Genomic DNA, 20733 nt, shown 5'->3' with positions numbered 1-20733 from the left:
ATGGGGGACGGAGCCCGTCGGCGGTTCTCGACATCGATAGGTTGACCGATCGTGGAAAGTTTTGAGCTCGGTCGCGGACAGGTCCAGGTCGCCGACGACGGCGCGGTCGCGCAGGTGCTGCACCCCGACGGCCGCCGGTTGCTGCTTGACGAGGGCGTCGTGCATGACAGCCTGCATGCCTGGGGCAAGGGGTTCGTGATCACCGACCAGGGCGCGTACCGGTTCGACAGCCCGGCGTTCTCCCGGTGGCGGAGCAGTGGCATCGATCTGATGTACCGGTTCGGCGACCTCGAACTGCGGGCCGGCCGCCGCTTCGGTGCGCAGTGGACCGAGACCTACGAGCTTCGCAACATCGGCCCCGGTCCCGTCGAGATCGGTTCGCTCGCGATCAGTACGCCGTACCGCGATGTCTACACGTCGAGTCGGGAGAGTCTCACCGGCTCCGTGCATGCCCACGTCTGGACGGGCGGCGCGGATGCCTGGGTCTGGGCGGTCCCGATGGACGGCCGCGGCCCGGGCCTCGGTCTGCAGCTCGAGGAGGGTGAGCTCTGGGCGTACTCCGTCGAGTCCCGCGAACCCGGCACCAGCAGCAACATCCGCGGACACCTCTATCTGCACGTCACCGATCGCGCCCGTGCACCGCACGCGATGGGCGGTCAGCCGGCCATCACGCTCGCGCCCGGAGCGTCGTACCGCTGGACCTGGCAGCTGGCCTGGTACGACGACCTGCCGGCCTTCCACGCCGACCGGCAACCCCTGATCGACGCCCCGCGCCTCGCCGCCGAGGTAGGCGAAACCCTCGAGCTGACCGGGATCGACCCACGTGAGCTGACCAGTGACGAGCCCGGCGTCCGGTACGCCGAGGCGACCGACGGCACGCGGACCGCCCGGATCTCGCTGCTGTTCCACGAGCCGCTCCGGGTGATCGCGGAGCGCCGCGCCCGCTTCGTCCTCGATCACCAGCGCCGCCCCGAGCTCCCCGACAGCCGCAAGTACGCGTTCGTGCCGTACGACAACGACAGCGGCCTGACCGTCCTCTCCAGCGCGTGGCGGGACTGGTCCGACGCCAGGGAACGGATCGGCATGGCCATCCTCCTGCAGGAGGTCCGCAACCGCGGCTGGGGCGATCGCGCCGAACTCGACGAGGCCCTGGCCGGGTACGAGCAGTTCGTCCGCGAGCACCTGATGGACGACTCCGGCACGATCCAGGACGACAGCATCCACCAGAACGCCGTACGCCTCTACAACTTCCCGTGGTTCGCGCGCTTCCTGCTCGGTCAGGGCGACCGCGACGGCGCGACCCGCGTCCTCGATCGGTACTACGAACTCGGCGGCGACCACTTCCTCGCCTTCGACCTCGGCCCGCTGCTGACCGAGCTCGGCCTGCGCGAGCACCTCGTCCGGCACGCGAAGACCTTCATCTCGTACGGCGACGAGCTGCCGCCGCACGAGGTCAACTACGAGCAGTCGATGGTCGCCCCACTCCTCGAGCTGCTCGTTTCGGCATACCAGATGGCGCCCGACGAGATCGACGGCGCCGAGCTGACCCGCCGCCTGCCCTGGCTGACCGCCTTCGCCGCCGACCAGCCCGACGTACGGCTGCGGCATGTGCCGATCCGGCACTGGGACGGCTACTGGTTCGGCCGGCTCAGATTGTGGGGCGACGTCTTCCCGCACTACTGGTCCGCGCTCAGCGCAGTCGTGTACGCCGCTTGGCCGCGCGAACTCGTGACGCCCGAGCAGGCCGCCTGGCTGGATCGGGCGGAGGACGCGATCCTCCGCTCGAACCTGGTCAGCTTCGCCGCGGACGGATCGGCGACCTGCGCGTTCGTCTACCCGAGCTGTGTCAACGGGCAACCCGCACATGTCGCCGACCCGCTCGCCAATGACCAGGACTGGGCCCTCGTCTATGCGCTACGCAGCTCCATGGTCAGCCTCGGCAGCAACTCCTGAAGCCGGTCCATCACGTACTGGTGCACGTCGGTCCCGTAGGAGATCCGGGTCGCGCCGGCCGCCGCCAGCTCGGCCGGCGTCGGCCCGGCGGTCTTCGCGTGCCCGTTGATCGGTCCGCCGACGCCTTCGACCACCTCGGCCAGCTGCGCGAGCGGCGCCAGGATGGGGTAGACGCAGTCGGCCCCGGCGCGGCGGTACTCGCGCCCGCGGCGTACCGCCTCGGCGACCGGATCCTCGACGGGCCGGATGAAGGTGTCGACGCGAGCGTTGATCACCAGCTCCGCACCTGCGGCCGCGCGGACTTCGGCCAGGTAGTCCGCCTGCCGCGCCACGTCGACGAGCGCCCCGCCGACCGAGTCCTCCAGGTTGCAGCCGACCGCACCGGTCTCCAGCAACCGCTCCGCGAACTCCTTGGCCGGCAACCCGTACCCGGCTTCCATGTCAGCCGTCACCGGTACGTCGACCGCGCGGGCGATCCGCGTCACGGCGGTGAACATCTCCGCGGGTGGGGTGAGCTGCCCGTCGTCGTACCCGAGGACGCGGGCGACCGCCCCGCTGCTCGTCGCGACAGCGGGGTAGCCGGCGTCGGCGACCAGCCGTGCACTCACCGGATCCCACGCGTTGGGCAGGATCAGCGGAGTGCCGCCATGCTGAAGATGATGCAGGGCCCTGAACTCCGCGGCCGTCATGGCTTGTAGTGGCCGGGCTCCATCTTCCCGGTGACGCCGACGCGGGTCCACATGTTGATCGTGATGATCAGCGCGATCAGCCGGGCCAGGTCCTTCTCGTCGAAGGCCTGCGCCGCGACCTCGTACACGTCGTCCGGGACGTGGTCGACGCTCACCAGCGTGATCGCCTCGGCCAGTTGCAGGGCGGCCCGCTCCTGGTCGGTGTAGAAGTTCTTCGCCTCCCGCCAGACCGGCAGCAGGGCGATCCGCTGCCGCTGGTCCTCGCCGAACTCGGCCAGGTCGAGGGAGTGCATGTCGGTGCAGTACGCGCAGCCGTTGATCTGCGAGGCGCGGATCCGGACCAGGTGCGCGAGCTTCGGGTCCAGCCCGGTGTCGGACACCCGGTCCAGCTCGATCATCGCCTGGTAGAAGTCCGGGGCCAGGTTGGCCAGCTTCACTCGTCGCGTCGTCGATGTGCTCATGTGTCCAACTTAGGCGGGAATCGGCCCAGGTGTATGGTCCACTTCCATGGAGGATCGAGGGGCCAATTCCACGGGCGCGGACCTGCACCTGGAGCTCGGCGCGACCCGCGGGCGCAGCGACCTGGTGCAGGCGCTGCACGCGTCGATCCGGACCGGACGGTTGCCGGCCGGGACCCGGTTGCCGTCGTCGCGGTCGCTGGCGAAGGATCTCGGGATCGCCCGGAACACGGTCGCGGACGCCTACGGCCAGCTGGTCGCCGAGGGATGGCTGACGGCACGGCAGGGTTCCGGGACGGTGGTGGCGAACCGGGCCGCCGTACCGCCGGCGCCGGCCGTGTCGTTGCCGGAGGCCCGCAGTTTCCGGTACGACCTGACGCCGGGGACGCCGGATGTCGCGACGTTCCCGCGGACCGAGTGGCTGGCGGCGGCGCGGAAGGCGTTGACCGCGGCGCCGAACGAGGCGTTCGGGCTGGGCGATCCGCGGGGCCGGATCGAGCTGCGCCGGATGCTCGCTGACTATCTGGCCCGGGCACGTGGCGTGCGGGCGGATCCGGAGCGGATCCTGATCTGCTCCGGGTACGTGCAGGCGCTGAGTCTGCTCGGCGAGGTGGTCAAGAACCTCGGCGGTACGACGATGGCGGTCGAGGAGTTCGGGTACGGGCTGCACCGCGACGTGATCCGGGCGCGCGGCCTGGAGGCGGTAGCCGTACCGGTGGACGAACTGGGCGCACAGACCTCGCGGCTGACCGGGCAGGGTGTGCTGCTGACACCGGCACACCAGATGCCGACGGGCGTGCCGTTGGCGCCGGAGCGGCGTACGGCTGCTGTCGAGTGGGCGCGGGAGTCGGGGGCGGTGCTGATCGAGGACGACTACGACGGCGAGTTTCGGTACGACCGGCAGGCGGTCGGTGCGTTGCAGGCGCTCGATCCGGAGCGTGTCGTCTACACCGGTACGGCGAGCAAGAGCCTCGCGCCCGGCCTGCGACTCGCGTGGATGGTGCTGCCGCAGCGCCTGATCGAGCCGGTCGTCGCCGCGAAGCGCACGGCCGACTTCCAGACCGCCACCCTGGAACAACTCGTCCTCGCCGAATTCATTGCCTCCGGCCACTACGACCGGCATGTCCGGCGTTCCCGTCTGCATTACCGCCGCCGCCGGGACCGCCTGGTCGAACTCCTCGCGGTTCGGGCACCGACCGTCGAGGTGGCGGGCATCTCCGCCGGCCTGCACGTTCTGCTCGATGTTCCCGGTGACGCTGAGGACATCGTTGCCCGGGCCGCCCGGCAAGGCCTCGGCCTGGCCACGCTGACGACGTACCACTTCAACCCGACGCCGGCGACCCGCCAAGCCGTCATCGTCGGGTACGGCACGCCGCCGGATCACGCCTACCCGGGTGCGCTAGATCTGCTCTGCCAGGTGCTGGGCGTGTAGCCGGCGAATGTCGTCGGGCCCGACCCGGCAGCAGCCGCCGATGTACGCCGCCCCGGCTGCATGCCAGTCGCGCGCGAACCGCACCGGCCCGGCACCGTCTCCGACCCACTCCCGCTGCACCGCGTCCCACGACTCGCCACGGTTGGGATAAGCGATCGCCGGCTTCCCGGTGACCGCCACCGCCGTCTCCACCGCGGCCTGCACGTCAGCCGGCGCGCAACAGTTGACGCCGACGGCAATCACCTGGTCGATGCTCGGGATGGCGAACGCGTCGGCAAGAGGTTGACCGGCGCGGGTGTGCAGACCTTCGACGGAGTAAGAGAACCACGCGCGGACGTCGAGTTCGGCGAGGAGGTTCACCAGCACCTCGGCCTCGACGGCGTCCGGGATCGTCTCGACAGCGAGCAGGTCGGGACCGGCGGCCGCCAGCAGCTCGAGCCGCGGGCCGTGGAAGTCGCGGAGGACCGAGGCCGGTACGCCGTAGTTCCCGCGGTATTCGGAGCCGTCGGCAAGCATCGCGCCGTACGGGCCGACCGAGGCGGCGACCAGCCGGCCGGGGAACTCCAAGTCGCGGACGCCGCGCGCGATCCGCACGCTGCTCGCGATCAGGCGCTCCGCCTCGGCCCGCTCGACGCCGGCCCGTTCGAAGCCGTCGGCACTCGCCTGGTAGCTGGCAGTGGTCGCGACCATCGCGCCGGCCTCGTAGTACGCCCGATGCACCGCCGCGATCTCGGCCGGATCGTCGCGTAGCAGGCGAGCAGACCACAGCGCATCGGACAGGTCGTGGCCGCGGTCCTCGAGGGCGTTCGACAGGCCGCCGTCCAGGATGACCAGCTGGTCAGACGCTGCGGACAAGTTCGAGGACCTCGTCCGCGCAACCCCAGGACAGGGTGACGCCCGAGCCGCCGTGGCCGTAGCAATGGATGACTGGCTCGCCGGTCCGGGTCCGGACGAGCTCGCAACGGATCGCCGGCCGCGCCGGGCGGAGACCGACGCGCTGCCGGATGATCTTCGCCTTGCGCAGCTGCGGAACCAGCTCCGCCGCCCGCTCCAGGATCTCCTCGGTGGTCTTCGGGTCGACGGTCAGGTTCCAGTCACCCGGTTGGCTGGTGCCGCCAACGACCACGTCGTTGCGCCGGGGGATCACGTAGGTCAACTCGTCCGGCGACCGATCCGCGAGCAGCCATTCGGTCAGCCCGCACGGCTCGACGGTCAGCACCTGGCCACGGACCGGCGTCACGGTCGGGTCGCCCGCCGTCAGCCGCGCGCCCAGCCCCGCGCAGTTCACGACCAGGTCGGCCTCGGTCGGCAGCGCGGACAGCGCGGCCCGCGTCAGCGTCCCACCGGCCGCCTCGAGCCGTTTCACCAACGCCGGCAGGTACGCCGGCATGTCGATCACCGGCGCCGTGAACGACCACCCGTCGACGAAACCTTCCGGCTGCGAGCCCACCCGGGTGAGATCCGGCAGTACGTCGGCCCACCGCGGATCCGGCGTCGGCTCCACCAGGAACTCCCGGCCGCGGCGCATCTGCACCGAAGGCTCGACCTCCGCCAGCTTCGCGAGCTCCTCGTACGTCGTCCGCGACCAGCCGGCCACCCGGTCCTCGGGGGCCGACAGGTACGGGTACCAGATCGCGGCGGCCACCGACGACGTCGTCTCCAGCGGCAGGTCGCGGGCGAACACGGCCACGTCGTACCCGCTCTCGGCGAGCCGGATGGCACAGCTCAGCCCGATCACGCCCGCACCCACCACGATCACGCGCATTCACAGATTGTTACGCGTCAACGCCGATCCCGCCACCGCCGCCCGCCCGCCGAGGCCCGTTCCACCGGACCTGTACCACTCACCAAGCGCGCCGAACAACCGCTTGCCGAGCGCAGCCGACCGTGCCGATGCCGGCCCCGCGCCACTTGATGAGTGGTGGGGGTCCGGACACCCAGGCCATCACAATCGGCGGGCAGGGCCGGACTCGCGCTTGACGGGTGGCTGGGGGGCGGATTGCTATGGCCTGGCGGTTCGTCACCAACTCACTGCAGGTCGACCGCGAGCGAGTAGAAACGGGTGATCTGCGTGGCGTTGTTGTTGTCGTCCGAGAGCAGGTACAGCTGGCGCCGTCCATCCGGCAGGTAGCCACCGACCGCGAGCGCCTCGACGTTGTCCAGCAACGGGTTCGGCTGCGGCTGTTTCGCGACCGCGCCCGACGGCGGGCAGTTCACCAGGTCGAACAGCAGCTTCTTCTGCAGGAACACCGATTCCGGCGCAGCTGCCAGCGACGCCACCTTGGTCACGTCGGTCGCACGGCGCAGCGAGACCGTGAACACCCGGATCGTGTTCCCGACTCCCGGGGTGAACGTCCGCTCCATCGAGACGAGCTCCGTCGGGCTCACCCAGCCGAGGTCGTCGAGCGCGAGCCCCGGATCGGGCCTGTACGCGTACTGCGCGACCGGCCGATATCCGTGACCGGGAAGACCGAAGTACCGGATGATGCGGTTCCGGGTGCGGTTGTTCGCGTCGGTCCCGTCGGAGGCGAGCGGGCCTTCCATACCGGCGTACAGAGAGAGGCCGTCGCGGCTGGCCGCCAGCGACTCGAAGGTCGCGTTGTTCGTCGCCTCGCCGGCCGGCGCGACCTGGAACCGGGCCGGGACCGGCAGTTCGCCGATCTGCAGACCGTCCGAGAGCCGGAAGCGCCGGATCGAAGGCTCCCGCTCCGACGTGGCCAGGATGGTGTGGTTGCCACGCTCGACGACGAGTCCCTCGCCGTCGAAGTCACCACCGGTGTACGGCGTACCGTCGGGCCGCTTGAGGATCGTCATCCCGTCGACGCCGACCGTGGTGGGCTTGCTGTGCACCGTCAGGTCGAACACCCGGGCCGGCGTGGTCCCGACGTTGTCGACCAGCGCGATCGCACTGTGCGGCCCGGTGAGGTTCATCGCGGACAGGCCGGCCACCGGCTGCCCGTCGAACGTGGTCTTGTCCAGCGCGTCACTGAATCCGAGGAACGTCGCGTCCGGTGAGCAGACACCGCCGCCACTACTGGTTGCCGATGCGGTCAGTGAGGTGGTGAGGGCGGTCAGGACAACTGCTGCGGCCAGCGGCTTCTGCCAACGCATACCCAGGCTCCTACGAGAGAGACGACAGCTGGGATCCAAACCTATCCTGCGCGACAGCAGCTGGACGGCCGGTTACTCGAGGACTCCGCGGGTCAGGAAGACCATCGCGATGAAGGTCCGGTACAGCTGCAGCGGATCGTCATTGCGCAGGGCAACGAGTTTCTCCTCGCGCCGGTCGGCGCCGCGCAGCTCGGCGGCCAGTTCCGCGTACGCGCGACTGTGGAACCGGACCGTCAGCTCGGCCGGCAACGTGATGCTCGGGACCCGGATGTCGCTCAGCCGGGCGAGTGCCCGCCGGGCGCCGTCGTGGATCAGTTCGCGGGCCCGCTCCGGATGCACCGACAGCGCCGCGTTGTGCGAGACCGGGTCCTTGACGACGACCGACTCGATCTCCGGGCAGAACGGCTGCGCCTCCTCGATCGTCACCCGGTCGCCCGAGATCAGGACGACGGGGACGCCGTGCGCGAGCGCCACCAGGGCGTTGATCCCGGCCTCGCCGGTGATCACGCCGTTCAGCCGCACTTCGGCGATCGCGCGCGGGTTGTACGTGTGGTGCAGCACGGATCCGGTCGACCCGGCGGAGCCGTGGTACGAGACGAAGAAGACCGCGTCGAAAGAGTCGTCCAGGCCCTGCATCATGTACAGCGGCTTGTGCTTGCCGGACAGGTAACTCGCGTGACCGGTGAGCGCGTCCGGGCGCAGGTTCTGCATCGTCGAGTGCGAGTCGTTGACCAGGAACTCGGTCCCACCCGCGGCCAGCGCACCGTCGATCGCGGCGTTCACCTCGGCCTGCAACTGACCGCGGTAGTACTCGTACTCCGTGGCAGGCCCGCGTACCTGACCCCAGTCGACGACGCCCGCCGTACCCTCCATGTCCGTGGACAAGTAGACCTTCATCACCGCACCATACAAGGCCGTTTCGGGTCGAAGGCCCAGTCCTCGATCAGGTATTGCATCGCGATCGCGTCGTTCCGTGCGCCGAGTCCGTGCTTCAGGTAGAGCTCGTGCGCGGCGGCCAGTGCCTCGCGGTCGAGCTCGATCCCGAGTCCCGGAGACGTCGGTACGGCGATCTCGCCGCCGGTGATCCGCAACGGGTCCTTGGTCAGGGCCTGTCCGTCCTGCCAGATCCAGTGCGTGTCGAGCGCGGTGATCTCGCCGGGCGCCGCCGCGCCGACGTGGGTGAACATCGCCAGCGAGATGTCGAAGTGGTTGTTCGAGTGCGAGCCCCAGGTCAGCCCGAAGTCGTGGCACAGCTGGGCGACCCGGACCGATCCGGCCATCGTCCAGAAGTGCGGGTCCGCGAGCGGGATGTCGACCGCGTCGGTCCGCACGGCATGCGCCAGCTCACGCCAGTCGGTCGCGATCATGTTGGTCGCCGTCCGGAGGCCCGTCTGCCGCTTGAACTCCGCCATCGTCTCCCGCCCGGAGAACCCGGCCTCGGCGCCGCACGGGTCCTCGACGTACGCGAGGACGTCGTCCAGACCTTCGCAGACCGCAACGGCTTCGCGGAGCAGCCACGCGCCGTTCGGGTCCACGGTGATCCGTGCGGACGGGAAGCGCTGGTGCAACGCCCGTACCGCGTCGATCTCGACGTGCGGATCGAAGACACCGCCCTTGAGCTTGAAGTCCGCGAACCCGTACCGCTCCTGCGCCGCCTCGGCCAGCGCCACCACGGCCTCGGCGGTCAGTGCCGGTTGCCGCCGCAGCTGCGTCCACCGGTCGTCACCGGTGTCCATCGCGTACGGGAGATCGGTGCGCGTGGTGTCGCCGACAGAGAACAGATAACCGAGCACGGGTACGGCGGCACGCTGCTGCCCCTCGCCGAGCAACTCCGCGACGGGAACCCCGAGGTACTGACCGAGCAGGTCGAGCAACGCCGACTCGAGTCCGGTCACCGCGTGCACCGTCGTCCGCAGGTCGAAGGTCTGCAGCCCACGGCCGCCCGCGTCGCGGTCCGCGAACGTGGACGCGATCGCGCGGAGCAGTTGGCGGTACCGCGACAGCGGCTCGCCGATCAGGGAAGCGCCGGCTTCGCGGAGCGTCGTCGCGATCTTCTCGCCGCCCGGGACCTCGCCGAGCCCGGTGTTGCCCGAGCTGTCGGTGACGATCACGACGTTGCGGGTGAAGAACGGCCCGTGTGCGCCACTCAGGTTGAGCAGCATGCTGTCGTACCCGGCGACCGGCACGACCTCGACGGCGGTGACGGCCGGTGTCTTGGCCGGCGCTGTCATTTGACCTTGCCGATCAGCTCGGTGAGTTGCGCGACCTCGTCCGCGGTCAGGTCCTGCAGCGGCGGGCGGACCGGCCCGGCGGAGCGTCCGATCACGGTGACGCCGGCCTTGACGATCGAGACGGCGTACCCCTTGGTCTTGTCGCGGATGTCGAGATAAGGGAGCACGAACTCGTTGAGCTTTTGGTATACCGCCGTCCGGTCCTGCGCGAGGACGTCGGCGTGGAAGCCGAGCGCGAACTCGGGGACGAAGTTGAAGATCGCCGACGAATAGGTGCTGTAGCCGAGCTGCAGCAGTGGCAGCGCGAACGTCTCGGCCGTGGGCAACCCGCCGATGTACGTGAGCCGCTCGCCGACCCGGGCGTAGGTCCGCGTCATCATCTCGACGTTGCCGACGCCGTCCTTCAGGCAGACCAGGTTCGGGTTCCGGTCCGCGAGCTCGGCGACCGACACGTCGTCGAGGATCGCGTTCGCCCGGCTGTAGACCGTCACGCCGAGGCTCGTACTGCGGCATACCGCCGACACGTGCTCGATCAGACCACGCTGCCCCGCCTCGGTCAGGTACGGCGGCAGCAGCAGGATCCCGTCCGCGCCGGCCGCCTCGGCCGCCTGCGCCCCCGCGATCGCCGAGGCTGTCCCGCCGGTCGCCGGCGCGATCACCGGGACCCGCCCGTTCACCTCCGAGACGGCGACGCGGACGACCGTGTCGATCTCGGCAAGCGTCAGCGAGAAGCCCTCGCCGGTCCCGCCCGCGGCGAAGAGCCCGGCGACGTCGTACTGACTCAGCCAGGACAGGTGCTCCCGGTACCCGGCCTCGTGGAAGCTCAGGTCCGGGTGGAAGTGCGTCACGGGGAACGAGAGCAGCCCGGTCTTCAGCTGCGCGGCCAGTTCGGTGGGGGAGTAATGGGTCACGCCAGTCAGCGTAGGAACACTCGTGAATACCTGTCCAAGATCGTTTTTGGATCTAGTGATGCTCTGGGAGCATCGTGAGGACGCGCTGCAGTACTGGGCTGGTCGCGTCCCGCCTCCAGATCGCGTGCAGCTCGACCGGTTCGCCGGCGCCGTCCAGGTCGCAGTACGTGACACCCTCGACGCCCAGCCCGCGGGCGGCGGCCGGGACCAGCGCGACGCCGCGGCCCGCCGCGACCAGCAGGATCACGGTGAGTATCTGCTGGACCCGCTGCTCGATCCGCGGATGCGACTCGGCGAGGAACCGGACGGTCAGCTCATGGAAGTACCGGGCCTGGGTCGGTGAGTAGCTGATCACCTGCTCGCCCGCGAAATCGGCCGCCCGCAACGGGCGGCCGAGCATCGCGAGCCGATGGTTGCCAGGGACAACGGAACACAACGGCTCCCGGAACACGATCCGGGAGTCCAGGATCTCGGAGTCGAACGGCGGCCGCCCGAGTCCGAGATCGAGCTCGCCGCGCAGCAGGCCGTCGATCTGCCCCGGCGTGACCCGCTCGTGCAGGATCACGTCGACGTCCGGCAGTTCCTCGGACATCCGCCGCAGCAGCGGACCGAGCGTGCGGATCGCGGAGGTGGCGGTGAACCCGAGCCGGAGCGTCCCGGCTGCGCCCTGGTCGACCCGGCGGGCGAGATCGCCCGCGGTCTCGACGAGGGCGAGCAACCGCCGGGCCTCGGTGAGGAACGCCTGCCCGGCCTCGGTCAGCTCGACCTTGCGGTTGTCGCGTTCGAGTAGCCGGGCGCCGACGGCGCGTTCGAGTTTCTGCACCTGGCGGCTGAGCGGCGGCTGGGTCATGTTCAGCCGCTCGGCGGCGCGGCCGAAGTGCAGCTCCTCGGCGACGGCGACGAACGCGCTCAGTTGGTCGAGCGAAAACATGATTCCCGAAAGGTATCACTCGAGGCCTTATCGGCCTTGGACACGCATGATCGCGGTGTCCTGCGCTCACGCAATCCCACTCTCAGGCGACCGAGCAGTACCTCGCGTGTGGGCTGCGCACGCGCGACGACACGGCGTACCGGCGGACGGTCGATGCGGGTTCAGCCCGAATAGCGCCCGCTGGTGAGGCGGTGGCGGGTGTTGGCCAGATGCACCCGCGCCGCCGCCCGGGCCGCCTCGGGATCGGCGCGCTCGATCGCGGCGTGGATGTTCTCGTGCTCGTGGATCACCCGGGTGAGGTGGCCGGGATCGGACATCTCGTACGCCGGGTCCAGCTGAGTACGCGGCAGCATGATCATCATCGGCCCGAGTTCGCCGATCAGGTCGCTGTAGAACCGGTTGCCGGAGGCAACGGCAACCTTGAGGTGGAACGCGAAGTCGGCCGCCACCGAACGGCTCGGGTCGGCACCGACCCGCCGGAAGCCGTCGAGCGCCCGCTCGATCGCCTTCAGCTGATGAGCGGTACGCCGGCTCGCGGCCAGCCCGGCCGCCTCGCTCTCGACGCCGATCCGGAAGTCCATCAGGTCGAGCACGTCCCGGTGCGAGCGCACCTCGCGCAGTCCCGGCGTACGGTCCGGGACCTCGAGGACGAACGAACCGCGCCCCTGGAAGGTCTCCACCAGACCGGCCGCCTGCAGTCGCGAGACGGCTTCGCGGACGACGGTCCGGCTGACGCCGAACTCCTCGACCAGGCTGTTCTCACCCGGGAGCTTCTCGCCCGGCACGATCTGGCCGCCGAGGATCCGCTGCTTCAGGTCCTCGACGACCTGCTGGGCCAGACCGCTCACCGGAACTCGCACTTGTCGACGGTCCAGCGCGCGCACTGCTCGCTGGTGGTGAACCCGAGACCCGGCCGGTCCGGCACCAGCATCCGCCCGTCGACGGTCTCCAGGCGCTCATTGAACAACGGGTTCAGCCATTCGAAGTGCTCGACCCACGGCTCCCGCGGGTACGCCGCCGCGAGGTGCAGGTGGATCTCCATCGCGAAGTGCGGCGCCAACTGAAGACCGTGGTGATCGGCAAGCGTCGCGAGCCGGAGGAACGGCGTGATGCCACCGATCCGCGGTGCGTCGGGCTGGATGACGTCGGCGGCCCGTGTCTCGATCAGCCGCACGTGCTCGCCGACACTCGACAGCATCTCGCCGGTGGCGATCGGGGTGTCGAGCGCGGCCGCGAGCTGCGCGTGTCCCGCCGCGTCGTACGCGTCCAGCGGCTCCTCGATCCACACCAGGTCGAACTGCTCCAGCACCCGCCCGAGCCGCAACGCTGTCGGCCGGTCCCACTGCTGGTTCGCATCCACCATCAGCGGTACGCCGTCCCCGAGGTGTTCCCGCACCGCGTCGACCCGGTCCAGATCGATCCGCGGGTCGGGCTGGCCGACCTTGATCTTGATACCGCCGATGCCGTCGGCCAGTGACTTGGAGGCACGCTCCTTGACCTCCTCGATCGGTGCGTGCAGGAAACCACCGGAGGTGTTGTAGGCGCGGACCGAGTCCCGGTGCGCGCCGAGCAGCTTCGCCAGCGGGAGACCGGCGCGCTTGGCCTTCAGATCCCACAGTGCGATGTCGATCGCCGCGATCGCCTGCGTCGCGACGCCGGACCGGCCGACCGAGGCACCGGCCCAGAGCAGCTTGTCGTACACCTTCGCGATGTCCGACGGGTCCTCGCCGATCAGGTTCGCCGCGACCTCCTTCGCATGCGCGTACTGCGCCGGTCCGCCGGCCCGTTTGGAGTAGCTGAAGCCGATGCCGTGCTGGTCCTGCTCGGTCGCGATCTCCGCGAACAGGAAGACGATCTCGGTCATCGGGCGCTGGCGACCGGTCAGCACCTTGGCGTCACTGATCGGCTGGTCGAGCGGGAGGACGACGGAGGAGAGCTGCACGTGGCGGATGCGGTCCATGGCGAGTGATCGTACAAGTGCCCAGCTTGTCTGACAACGATGAGGGTTGACACCGCCGTAACACCAGGTGACCGTCCCGGAAACACCCAGCCGGGAAGCTGCTGCCCGCCGACAGCGTGGTCGTGCGCGACCTGCCGCCACTGGACTAGTCATCTGGGCGCCGTCATCTGGGGAAGGAAGCAGCCATGGACCTGTCGGAGCAACAGCTCCGGGCGTTCGCGTCGATCGACACGGACGCCGACTCCCGCATCTGGACCTGGGAGCTGCTCAGCCGGCTCGGGCAGAGCGGGATCCAGCCGAGTGATCCGCGCGTCCGGGCCGCGCTGGCCGATGTCGTCGACACCGGCGACCGCCTGGCCGGGCTCGGCATCCAGCCGGTGCAGATCGACCTCGACCAGTTCGCCGAGATCGCGCAGCACGGCGACGGGATGATCGGCCGGGCGCTGACCGGCGACCTGGCCGTCTCACCAGAGGAGTTCCAGGAGTTCGCCCGCGGCGTCGAGGCGGTGTACGCCGACCTGCTGCCGAACCGCGACGGCAACGTCGCCGACTACATCCCGACGCTGCGGGACGCCGATCCGGAGAAGTTCGGGATCGCGATCTGCACGGCCGACGGCCAGGTGTTCACGATCGGCGATGCCGACCAGGGGTTCAGCGTGCAGTCGACGTCGAAACCGTTCAGCTACGCGATGGCGCTCGAGCAGCTCGGTCCGACCGAGGTCCACCAGTGGGTCGGCCAGGAGCAGAGCGGCGGGACGTTCAACGACTACCGGCTGTCCCTCGGCGAGGGACGCAGGCCGCACAACCCGATGATCAACGCCGGCGCGATGGCAACGCTCGCACTCGTTGACCACGGCAAGCAGACCAGCGACCGGTTCCGCACGGTGCGCGACACCTGGACCAAGATGATGGGGCAGGCGCCGGGCTTCGATCAGGAGACGTACCTGGCCGAGAAGGCCACCGGTGACGGAAACCGTGGGCTGGCGAGCCTGATGAAGGCCGCGGACATGCTGAAGGCGGAGCCGGGGGAGGACGGCGCCGCCCGGACGGCCGACTTCTACTTCCAGATCTGTTCGCTGGAGGTGGACGCGCAACGGCTGGCCGCCGCCGGCGCCACGCTCGCGAACGGCGGCGTCGCACCGTACTCCGGTGAGCGGGTGTTCTCTCGCGAGACCGCCGGGCGGGTGCTGTCGGTGATGGGCCACAGCGGGATGTACAACGACTCCGGGACGTTCTCCGACCAGGTCGGACTGCCGGCCAAGAGCGGCGTGTCTGGCAACGTGATGATGGTGGTGCCGTCGAAGCGGCTGGCCGTGGTCACCTTCTCGCCGCGCCTGGACGGGGCCGGCAACTCGGTCCGCGGCGTCGAGGTCTGCAAACGGCTGGCCAACGACTTCGGCCTCCACCCGTACCGCGGCCTTGGCGCGGATCGTCAACTCGCCGGCGGCCTGAACACCGCCGACCGCCGGGCCGAAGTAGTAGGCGCCGCGCACCACGCACTGAGCGGCATGACCAGACCCGGCACCCGAACCACCACCGAGGCCACCGCAGACGGCTCCTCCGCCGACCGCACCACCACACCGGCGGCCAAGCGCAACGCCCCAACCGGTCGCCAGATCTGAGCAGGATCAGCTCGGCCGCGTTCTCCGGGGCGATCTTCGTTGCGACTCCGTCCGCTACACCATGAGGCTCTTGCTGTGTCCGACCCCTGGGTGAATCCTTAGGGGCCATGATCGAAGAGGCTCTCCCGCGCGTCGTTGGCGATCTTCAGGACCTGGGGACGCCTTGGGCGCTGGTCGGTGGTCTTGCTCTTTGCGTTCGGGCGGAGCCGCGACCCACGGCGGATATCGACATCGCCGTCGCCGTGCCCGACGACGCGACGGCGAAGGCGTGTGTCGATGACTTGCTCGCCGCCGGCTACCGGTTGAGCGAGGAGATCGTGCACGACCAGACCGGACGGCTTGCGACCGTGCGGCTGGATTGCCCTGCCGTTCACGAGGACGTGGGCCTCGACTTGTTCTTCGCGAGTTGCGGCGTCGAAGCCGAGGTTGTGGGAGCAGCGGAACCCCTGCAAGTTCCACCGGGCCTGAGCATCCCGGTCGCTCGCGTCGGGCACCTGATCGCGGTCAAGTTGCTCTGGCGGTCCGGTGAGAAAAGGGACCGAGACCTCCGCACGCTGCTCCGGCATGCCAACGCTGAGGATCTGGAGGAGGCACGTCACCTCATGGCTTTGATCGCCCAGCGCGGCCATCATCGCGGACGGGATCTCGGCGCAGCATTGGAGAACTGGCTGAGCGTTCCTTGAGGTCTGCGGATCCCCAGGCCATCACAATCCAGCGGCCCCCACCACGACGAGCGTGGCGGGGGCCGCTGGGTGCTGATTGTGATGGCCTGGCGGTACTTACTCGACCGTGACCGACTTGGCCAGGTTGCGGGGCTTGTCGACGTCGTGGCCGAGGGCGACCGCCGCGTAGTACGCGATGATCTGCAGCGGGATCGTCAGCAGGATCGGGTCCAGCTCCGCCTCGTTCTTCGGTACGACGATCTTCGCCGCGACCCCGTCCGGTACGTCGACGCCCGGGTGCGTGACGACGTACAGCGGGCCGCTCCGCGCGCCGATCTCGTGCAGCGCGCCGATGTTGCGGTCGAGCAGCTCGTCGTCGGGGACGATCGCGACGCTCGGAACGTCCGGCGAGATCAGCGCGAGCGGGCCGTGCTTCAGCTCGGAGGTCTGGTACGCCTCGGCGTGCCGGTACGAGATCTCCTTCAGCTTCTGCGCACCCTCGCGGGCGACCGGGTACCCACGCGTCCGGCCGACGAAGAAGAGCGATTCGTGCTGGGCGAGCCGGCCGGCGATCTTGGCCAGCTCCTCCTCCTGCGCGACGATCGCGGCGATGTCCTCGGGGAGCTTCTTCAGGCCGTCGATCAGCCGCCGGCCGTCGGCCGGGGAGACGTCCCGGATCCGGCCGAGGTGGATGCCGAGCATCGCGAACCCGACGGCCATGTTGGTCAGCGCCTTCGTGGACGCGACCGAGACCTCCGGGCCGGCGTGCAGGTACACGCCGCCGTCGACCTCGCGGGCGATGCTGGAACCGACCGCGTTCACCAGGCCGATCACGCGACCGCCCTTGCGCTTCAGCTCCTGCACCGCGACCAGGGTGTCCAGGGTCTCACCGGACTGCGAGACCGCGACGTACAACGTGTCCCGCTCGACGACCGGGTTGCGGTAGCGGAACTCCGACGCCGGCTCGGCGTCGGCGGGGATCCGGGCGACCTCCTCGATGAACTGCGCGCCCATCTGACCGGCGTAGTACGCCGAGCCGCAGCCGAGGATCTTGACCCGCTTGATCTCGCGCGCCTCGCGGGCATCCATGTTCAGGCCGCCGAGGTGCACGGTGTGGAAGCGCTCGTCCAGGCGGCCGCGGATGACCCGGCCGACGGCGTCCGGCTGCTCGTGGATCTCCTTCATCATGAAGTGCTCGTGCAGGCCGCGCTCGAACTCCTCGGCCTCCCACTCGACCGTCTTCGCGGTCTTGTTGGTGGGCGAGGCGTCCTGGGTGAAGGTGCGGTAGCCGTCGGCGCGGACGGTGGCCAGCTCGCCGTCGTCCAGGTAGACGACCTGGCGGGTGTAGCGGATCAGCGCGGCCGCGTCGGAGGCGACGTGCATCTCGCCGTCGCCGATGCCGAGGATCAGCGGGCTGCCGTTGCGGGCGACGACGATCCGGTCCGGGAAGTCGAGGTCGACGACGGCGATGCCGTAGGTGCCCTCGATCCGGCGCAGCGCGGCGAGCACCTTCTCCTCGAGGGTGGCGCCGTCGGACTGCTCGATCAGGTGCGCGAGCACCTCGGTGTCGGTCTCCGAGCGCAGCTTGACGCCGGCGTCCTCGAGCTGGGTGCGGAGCGCGCCGGCGTTGTCGAAGATGCCGTTGTGCACCACCGCGATCCGCTCGTTGCCGCTCGCGTGCGGGTGCGCGTTGTCCTTGCTCGGACCGCCGTGGGTGGCCCACCGGGTGTGGCCGATGCCGAGCTTGCCGCCGAACCGCTTGGGCAGTGACGCCTCCAGCTCGCGGACCCGGCCGGCGTCCTTGTGCACCTTCAGCTCACTCGATCCGAGGACGGCGACCCCGGCGGAGTCGTAGCCGCGGTACTCGAGCCGAGCCAGTCCGTCCACCAGGATGGGCGCGGCCGGCTTGGTGCCGACGTACCCGACGATTCCGCACATGTAATGGTGCCCCTTCGTAGGTTTTGCGGGAGAGGCCCGTCAGCCGTAGACGATCCGTCGCAGCTGCCGGGCGGAGAGTTCGGGTGAGCGAACCGGCCACTGCCGGAGCTCGGTGCCGAGGCGCGCGAAGATCTCGTCGTTGCGGGCGCCGTAGGTCTGCAGCTCACGGTGCCGGCGCCGGACGTACTCCTCGGTCGTCTCGGTGAAGTAGGCCAGTACGTCGGCGACCACGCGCCGCGCGACATCCGCCGACAGACCCGTCGTCCGGCTGACCTGGTCGGCCAGCTCGTCGACCGGCTCCACGGCCGCCGCCTCACTGATCACCCGTCAACCATGCAGTGTTTCCCGGGTCAGCGCAAAGCTTCTGCCCGAAATCGGGCAAATTCACTGCTTTGTCAGTAGTTAGAACAAGCCCGGTAGTTCAGAAGAGGTCCGGTGGTCAGAACAGGCGCAGTACGTCGGACTCCATGCCGCGGAGGACGTCGTAGTCGACCGTCAGGCACTCCAGGCCGCGGTCGGTGGCCAGGAACTGGGCCTGGGGCTTGATCAGCTGCGCGGCGAAGATCCCGCGGACCGGGGCGAGCAGCGGGTCGCGGTTGAGCAGCTCGACGTACCGGGTCAGCTGCTCGACGCCGTCGATCTCGCCGCGGCGCTTGATCTCGACCGCGACGTGCTTGCCGTCGGCGTCCCGGAGCAGCAGGTCGACCGGGCCGATCGCGGTCGGGTACTCCCGGCGTACCAGCGTCCAGCCCTCGCCGAAGGTGGTGACGTGTTCGGCGAGCAGTTCCTGCAGGTGCGCCTCGACACCGTCCTTGATCAGCCCCGGATCGGTGCCGAGCTCGTAGGCGGTGTCGCTGTGCACCTCCTCGATGGTGATCCGGAGCTCCTCACCAGCCTTGTTGGTGACGCTCCAGACGTTGTCCTCCTCGACCAGCTTGCACGGCGGCGACATCCAGTTCAGCGGCTTGTACGACCCGCCGTCGGCGTGGATCAGCACCGATCCGTCCGCCTTCACCATCAGTAGCCGCGGCGCCATCGGCAAATGAGCCGTCAGCCGCCCCGAGTAGTCGACAGAACACGTAGCAATCACCAAGCGCACGAGAAAGCACCGTAGTGCACGGACCGCTTCGGGTGGGAGGGTGGTGAGCATGATGCCGAAGGTGAGCGAGCGGGCGATCGCCGAGTACGACGCGGTCGCGGCGGGACTGGAGTCGGCCGGCGTGCTCCGGGGAAGCATGTTCGGTATGCCCTGTCTCAAGGTTGGCAAGAAGGTGCTCGCCGGGATGTTCGGCGACGCGATGACCTTCAAACTCCCGCCCGCGAAGCGTGCGCAGGCGCTCGCGCTGCCGGGCGTCGAGCAGTTCGATCCCGGCATGGGCCGCCCGATGAAGGAGTGGGTGAAGATCCCGCTCGACCAGTCGGTGGTCTGGCCCGACTACGCCGCCGACGCCCTGGAGTACGTCGGCCGATGAACCTCATGTGCCCGGCCCGGATCCTGCTGCTGCCCGGAGACACCCAGGACGCGGCCGTCGCGGAACGTGTCGCCCAGGTGTACGCCGGTCCGTTCGAGGCGGCCGCCGGTTCGCGACTGGCGGAGCGCCTCGGTGTCCAGCTGACCGTCGTACCGGAACTCACCCGGCACCCGGACGCGGAACTGCAGTCGATCGCGGACCTGCACCGCGGCGAGACGGTGGTCGTCCTCGGCCTGAACCTCGGCTTCAAACTCCCGGCGATCGTCGAGCACACCGGTGACGGCTGGACGCGGGTTCCTTCGGACAACGAGGTCACGCTCGCGGCGTACGAGCGGGCCGCGGACAAGTTCCGTGCCACGATCCCGGAGGATCCCAACCACGACCTGATCGACCTGCTCGCCGCCCGGGTCGGCCCGGGGGCGCGGGTACTGGAGCTCGGTAGCGGGACCGGCCGCGACGCCGCGGAACTGGAGCGACGCGGTTACGTCGTCCGGCGTACCGACGCGGCGCAGGCGTTCGTGGAGATGATGCGGGCGGACGGGTACGGCGCCGATCGGCTGGACGCCATCACCGGCGAGTACGGCGGTCCCTATGACGCGGTGTACTCCAGCGCGGTGTTCCTGCATTTCGACCGGGCGCAACTTGCCGGCGTACTGCGGAAGTCGGCGCGGGCCGCGAAGGTGCTCGCCTTCGCCACTCGCGAGGGCAAGGGGGAGGAGTGGTCGAACCGGCACCTCGACCTGCCGCGGCACTTCGTCCTGTGGCAGGAGGAGCCGTTGCGAGAGCTGCTGACCTCGACCGGCTGGACCGTCGAGCGCCTGGAGCGGACCGACTCCCGGATCGGCACGTGGTTCCAGGTCCTGGCGGTGCGGTCGTGATCCGGGCCGGGGTCGTGCTGCTGTCCGCGGACGGGATCGCGGCGATCGAGCGGGTGCGCGACGGCCGGACGTACCACGTGCTGCCCGGCGGTCAGGTGGAGGACGGGGAGAGCCCGGCCGAGGCCGCGCGCCGCGAGACGCACGAGGAGCTCGGGCTGCTGGTGAAGATCCGTGGCGAGGTCGCGGTCGTGCACTTCGGCGACAGCACGCAGCACTACTTCCTCGCCGAGCGGATCGGCGGCGAGTTCGGCACCGGTGACGGTCCGGAGATGGACAGCCCTGCCGACTCCGAGAGCGGCAGCTACCGCGCGGTGTGGCTGCCGCTGACCGGGCTCGCCGAGCGGCACCTCAAACCCCGCCCGGTCGCGGCCGCGCTGGAGGCCGCGCCGGATCCGCTCTGGCTCCTGGAGGGCTGGATGGAGACGCCGGTCGTGTACGACGAGGGCGTGTGAGCTTGACCTCCCCGGTGACGCAACTCATGGGCG

21 protein-coding genes are annotated in these 20733 nt (G+C 69.7%); 7 read left to right on the top strand and 14 right to left on the bottom strand.

Annotation, left to right across the window (positions count from 1 at the left end):
• Positions 1 to 51: 51 nt before the first annotated feature.
• On the top strand, positions 52 to 1953 hold the full coding sequence (locus ACFYRH_RS21310; protein ID WP_387777666.1) for a hypothetical protein: 1902 nt from the start codon (positions 52 to 54) through the stop codon (positions 1951 to 1953).
• Here ACFYRH_RS21310 and ACFYRH_RS21305 read toward each other — a convergent pair.
• Positions 1908 to 2642: an isocitrate lyase/phosphoenolpyruvate mutase family protein gene (locus ACFYRH_RS21305; protein WP_387777663.1), complete on the bottom strand. Its 735-nt coding sequence runs from the start codon at positions 2640 to 2642 to the stop codon at positions 1908 to 1910. The two genes, ACFYRH_RS21310 and ACFYRH_RS21305, sit on opposite strands and share 46 nt — an antisense overlap.
• Positions 2639 to 3103, bottom strand: a complete 465-nt coding sequence (locus ACFYRH_RS21300) for a carboxymuconolactone decarboxylase family protein (RefSeq protein WP_387777660.1) — start codon at positions 3101 to 3103, stop codon at positions 2639 to 2641. Before ACFYRH_RS21300 ends, ACFYRH_RS21305 begins: the two co-directional genes overlap by 4 nt.
• A 46-nt stretch (positions 3104 to 3149) precedes the next feature.
• Between ACFYRH_RS21300 and ACFYRH_RS21295 the strand changes: the two genes are divergently transcribed.
• Positions 3150 to 4532, top strand: coding sequence for a PLP-dependent aminotransferase family protein (locus tag ACFYRH_RS21295; RefSeq protein WP_387777657.1), 1383 nt, complete (start codon positions 3150 to 3152; stop codon positions 4530 to 4532).
• On the opposite strand, the gene mmuM is transcribed toward ACFYRH_RS21295, so the two are convergent.
• The 9 genes from mmuM to ACFYRH_RS21250 all read right to left on the bottom strand — a co-directional run bounded on the left by mmuM (position 4500) and on the right by ACFYRH_RS21250 (position 13676).
• Positions 4500 to 5387, bottom strand: coding sequence for a homocysteine S-methyltransferase (gene mmuM, locus ACFYRH_RS21290; protein WP_387777654.1), 888 nt, complete (start codon positions 5385 to 5387; stop codon positions 4500 to 4502). The genes ACFYRH_RS21295 and mmuM overlap by 33 nt on opposite strands.
• The gene (locus ACFYRH_RS21285) at positions 5371 to 6297 is read right to left on the bottom strand and encodes an FAD-dependent oxidoreductase (RefSeq protein ID WP_387777651.1); all 927 of its coding nucleotides are present in this window, start codon (positions 6295 to 6297) and stop codon (positions 5371 to 5373) included. The genes mmuM and ACFYRH_RS21285 overlap by 17 nt, the downstream gene beginning before the upstream one ends.
• Before the next feature lie 263 nt (positions 6298 to 6560).
• Positions 6561 to 7643 (bottom strand): esterase-like activity of phytase family protein, encoded by a 1083-nt coding sequence (locus ACFYRH_RS21280; RefSeq protein WP_387777648.1) that lies wholly within the window; start codon positions 7641 to 7643, stop codon positions 6561 to 6563.
• A gap of 72 nt (positions 7644 to 7715) precedes the next feature.
• Positions 7716 to 8540 (bottom strand): M55 family metallopeptidase, encoded by an 825-nt coding sequence (locus ACFYRH_RS21275; RefSeq protein ID WP_387777645.1) that lies wholly within the window; start codon positions 8538 to 8540, stop codon positions 7716 to 7718.
• A complete protein-coding gene (locus tag ACFYRH_RS21270) occupies positions 8540 to 9874 on the bottom strand; it encodes an enolase C-terminal domain-like protein (protein WP_387777642.1) in 1335 nt (444 codons plus the stop codon). The genes ACFYRH_RS21275 and ACFYRH_RS21270 overlap by 1 nt, the downstream gene beginning before the upstream one ends.
• Complete coding sequence (gene kdgD / locus ACFYRH_RS21265) at positions 9871 to 10785, bottom strand: 5-dehydro-4-deoxyglucarate dehydratase (RefSeq protein WP_387777639.1); 915 nt, start codon at positions 10783 to 10785, stop codon at positions 9871 to 9873. The genes ACFYRH_RS21270 and kdgD overlap by 4 nt, the downstream gene beginning before the upstream one ends.
• A 52-nt stretch (positions 10786 to 10837) precedes the next feature.
• Positions 10838 to 11716, bottom strand: a complete 879-nt coding sequence (locus tag ACFYRH_RS21260; protein WP_387777636.1) for a LysR substrate-binding domain-containing protein — start codon at positions 11714 to 11716, stop codon at positions 10838 to 10840.
• Between the two features lie 161 nt (positions 11717 to 11877).
• Positions 11878 to 12576: a FadR/GntR family transcriptional regulator gene (locus ACFYRH_RS21255; protein ID WP_387777633.1), complete on the bottom strand. Its 699-nt coding sequence runs from the start codon at positions 12574 to 12576 to the stop codon at positions 11878 to 11880.
• Positions 12561 to 13676: a mandelate racemase/muconate lactonizing enzyme family protein gene (locus tag ACFYRH_RS21250; RefSeq protein WP_387777630.1), complete on the bottom strand. Its 1116-nt coding sequence runs from the start codon at positions 13674 to 13676 to the stop codon at positions 12561 to 12563. Before ACFYRH_RS21250 ends, ACFYRH_RS21255 begins: the two co-directional genes overlap by 16 nt.
• A gap of 185 nt (positions 13677 to 13861) precedes the next feature.
• Here ACFYRH_RS21250 and glsA point away from each other — a divergent pair, with 185 nt between their 5' ends.
• Together glsA and ACFYRH_RS21240 are read left to right on the top strand one after the other, a co-directional pair.
• The gene (gene glsA / locus ACFYRH_RS21245; protein WP_387777627.1) at positions 13862 to 15298 is read left to right on the top strand and encodes a glutaminase A; all 1437 of its coding nucleotides are present in this window, start codon (positions 13862 to 13864) and stop codon (positions 15296 to 15298) included.
• A 107-nt stretch (positions 15299 to 15405) separates the two neighbouring features.
• Positions 15406 to 15981: a nucleotidyl transferase AbiEii/AbiGii toxin family protein gene (locus ACFYRH_RS21240; protein ID WP_387777624.1), complete on the top strand. Its 576-nt coding sequence runs from the start codon at positions 15406 to 15408 to the stop codon at positions 15979 to 15981.
• Positions 15982 to 16077: 96 nt separating this feature from the next.
• On the opposite strand, the gene glmS is transcribed toward ACFYRH_RS21240, so the two are convergent.
• The 3 genes from glmS to nucS form a co-directional block, all read right to left on the bottom strand.
• Positions 16078 to 17898 (bottom strand): glutamine--fructose-6-phosphate transaminase (isomerizing), encoded by a 1821-nt coding sequence (gene glmS, locus ACFYRH_RS21235; protein WP_387777621.1) that lies wholly within the window; start codon positions 17896 to 17898, stop codon positions 16078 to 16080.
• 39 nt (positions 17899 to 17937) lie between these two features.
• The gene (locus tag ACFYRH_RS21230) at positions 17938 to 18219 is read right to left on the bottom strand and encodes a hypothetical protein (RefSeq protein ID WP_387778326.1); all 282 of its coding nucleotides are present in this window, start codon (positions 18217 to 18219) and stop codon (positions 17938 to 17940) included.
• A gap of 118 nt (positions 18220 to 18337) precedes the next feature.
• Positions 18338 to 18997, bottom strand: a complete 660-nt coding sequence (gene nucS / locus ACFYRH_RS21225; RefSeq protein ID WP_387777618.1) for an endonuclease NucS — start codon at positions 18995 to 18997, stop codon at positions 18338 to 18340.
• 49 nt (positions 18998 to 19046) lie between these two features.
• Between nucS and ACFYRH_RS21220 the strand changes: the two genes are divergently transcribed.
• The 3 genes from ACFYRH_RS21220 to ACFYRH_RS21210 are packed head-to-tail and all read left to right on the top strand — an operon-like array spanning position 19047 to position 20700.
• Positions 19047 to 19370: a hypothetical protein gene (locus tag ACFYRH_RS21220; protein WP_387777615.1), complete on the top strand. Its 324-nt coding sequence runs from the start codon at positions 19047 to 19049 to the stop codon at positions 19368 to 19370.
• Positions 19367 to 20248, top strand: coding sequence for a class I SAM-dependent methyltransferase (locus tag ACFYRH_RS21215; protein WP_387777612.1), 882 nt, complete (start codon positions 19367 to 19369; stop codon positions 20246 to 20248). The genes ACFYRH_RS21220 and ACFYRH_RS21215 overlap by 4 nt, the downstream gene beginning before the upstream one ends.
• Positions 20245 to 20700 (top strand): NUDIX domain-containing protein, encoded by a 456-nt coding sequence (locus ACFYRH_RS21210; protein ID WP_387777609.1) that lies wholly within the window; start codon positions 20245 to 20247, stop codon positions 20698 to 20700. Before ACFYRH_RS21215 ends, ACFYRH_RS21210 begins: the two co-directional genes overlap by 4 nt.
• Positions 20701 to 20733: the final 33 nt, after the last annotated feature.

Source organism: Kribbella sp. NPDC004875 (assembly GCF_042873375.1).
In the GTDB taxonomy this organism is placed as follows: domain Bacteria; phylum Actinomycetota; class Actinomycetes; order Propionibacteriales; family Kribbellaceae; genus Kribbella.
The sequence above is the reverse complement of the archived record's forward strand: the minus strand, read 5'-3'. Positions and strand labels throughout refer to the sequence as shown.

Coding starts and splice junctions, on each gene's coding strand:
- ACFYRH_RS21305 (WP_387777663.1), bottom strand. CDS start 2,642: ATGACGGCCGCGGAGTTCAGGGCCCTGCATCATCTTCAGCATGGCGGC.
- ACFYRH_RS21300 (WP_387777660.1), bottom strand. CDS start 3,103: ATGAGCACATCGACGACGCGACGAGTGAAGCTGGCCAACCTGGCCCCG.
- ACFYRH_RS21295 (WP_387777657.1), top strand. CDS start 3,150: ATGGAGGATCGAGGGGCCAATTCCACGGGCGCGGACCTGCACCTGGAG.
- ACFYRH_RS21285 (WP_387777651.1), bottom strand. CDS start 6,297: ATGCGCGTGATCGTGGTGGGTGCGGGCGTGATCGGGCTGAGCTGTGCC.
- ACFYRH_RS21280 (WP_387777648.1), bottom strand. CDS start 7,643: ATGCGTTGGCAGAAGCCGCTGGCCGCAGCAGTTGTCCTGACCGCCCTC.
- ACFYRH_RS21275 (WP_387777645.1), bottom strand. CDS start 8,540: ATGAAGGTCTACTTGTCCACGGACATGGAGGGTACGGCGGGCGTCGTC.
- ACFYRH_RS21270 (WP_387777642.1), bottom strand. CDS start 9,874: ATGACAGCGCCGGCCAAGACACCGGCCGTCACCGCCGTCGAGGTCGTG.
- ACFYRH_RS21260 (WP_387777636.1), bottom strand. CDS start 11,716: ATGTTTTCGCTCGACCAACTGAGCGCGTTCGTCGCCGTCGCCGAGGAG.
- ACFYRH_RS21250 (WP_387777630.1), bottom strand. CDS start 13,676: ATGGACCGCATCCGCCACGTGCAGCTCTCCTCCGTCGTCCTCCCGCTC.
- glsA (WP_387777627.1), top strand. CDS start 13,862: ATGGACCTGTCGGAGCAACAGCTCCGGGCGTTCGCGTCGATCGACACG.
- ACFYRH_RS21240 (WP_387777624.1), top strand. CDS start 15,406: ATGATCGAAGAGGCTCTCCCGCGCGTCGTTGGCGATCTTCAGGACCTG.
- glmS (WP_387777621.1), bottom strand. CDS start 17,898: ATGTGCGGAATCGTCGGGTACGTCGGCACCAAGCCGGCCGCGCCCATC.
- ACFYRH_RS21220 (WP_387777615.1), top strand. CDS start 19,047: ATGATGCCGAAGGTGAGCGAGCGGGCGATCGCCGAGTACGACGCGGTC.
- ACFYRH_RS21215 (WP_387777612.1), top strand. CDS start 19,367: ATGAACCTCATGTGCCCGGCCCGGATCCTGCTGCTGCCCGGAGACACC.